Genomic DNA, 933 nt, shown 5'->3' on the forward strand with positions numbered 1-933 from the left:
AACTATGCCGCCGCCGAAAGCTATCTCACCTTTCAGCACAACGAGTACACCGGTCTGCCCATTCTGGACGAGAAAGGCAGACCCAAGCTGCGGGATTCGTACCTGCTCGACACCCTTGAGTGCGGCGAATCTTCGTTCGCTATGGCCTGCCTGATCGCCAATCGCAAGTACGGCAAGAACGGCAGGCGGGAGGACGTGAAGACCCACCATATATGGCGACATCCGCCAAAGCGGATGCTAATATATTCGTGCGCAGCACGCACCGCTGGCCATACGAAGTATATCATCAGCTTCGACCCGAAGGACGCAGTAGAGAACGACCTGACCATGGAGCGGGCGCAAGCCCTCGGCTTGCAGTTCTGCAAGGACAACTTCCCCGGTCATCCCGCCATCGTCTGCACCCACCCGGACGGTCACAACAGTGCCGGGAATATCCACGTCCACATCGTCATCGGCAGCTTGCGTGTCCGCACCGTGGAACGGCAGCCCTTTATGGACAAGCCCTGCGACTGGGAAGCGGGCAAGAAGCACCGCTGCACCTCTGCCATGCTCCGGCACCTCCGTGTCGCTGTCATGGAGATGTGCGAGCAAGCCGATCTGAACCAGATCAATTTGCTGGAAGCCCAAGGCGACCATGTTTCCGAGCGGGAGTATTGGGCGCAGCGGCGCGGACAACGCCGCCTCGACCATGCCAACGCCAAACTTGCCGCCGAAGGGCAGCAGCCCACCCAGACCGTCTACCAGACCGAGCTGGACAAGCTGCGAAAGCAGATTTACGCTGTGCTGAACAAGACCACCACCTTCGAGGAATTTTCTGCATTGCTCATGCAGGAACACGGCATCACCGTGAAGGAGAGCCGAGGCCGGTTGAGCTACTGCCCACCCGGCCGGACAAAGTTCATCACCGCCAAGAAACTGAGCAAGAAGCTGGAA

Annotated in this window: 1 protein-coding gene; it reads left to right on the forward strand. The window is 59.2% G+C overall.

Annotation, left to right across the window (positions count from 1 at the left end):
* A partial coding sequence (locus DXA66_RS14010) for a relaxase/mobilization nuclease domain-containing protein (protein ID WP_147589751.1) occupies window positions 1-933 on the forward strand: 933 nt, incomplete at both ends.

It is taken from the genome of Faecalibacterium sp. OF03-6AC, assembly GCF_003478175.1.
Taxonomy (GTDB): Bacteria; Bacillota; Clostridia; order Oscillospirales; family Ruminococcaceae; genus Faecalibacterium; species Faecalibacterium taiwanense.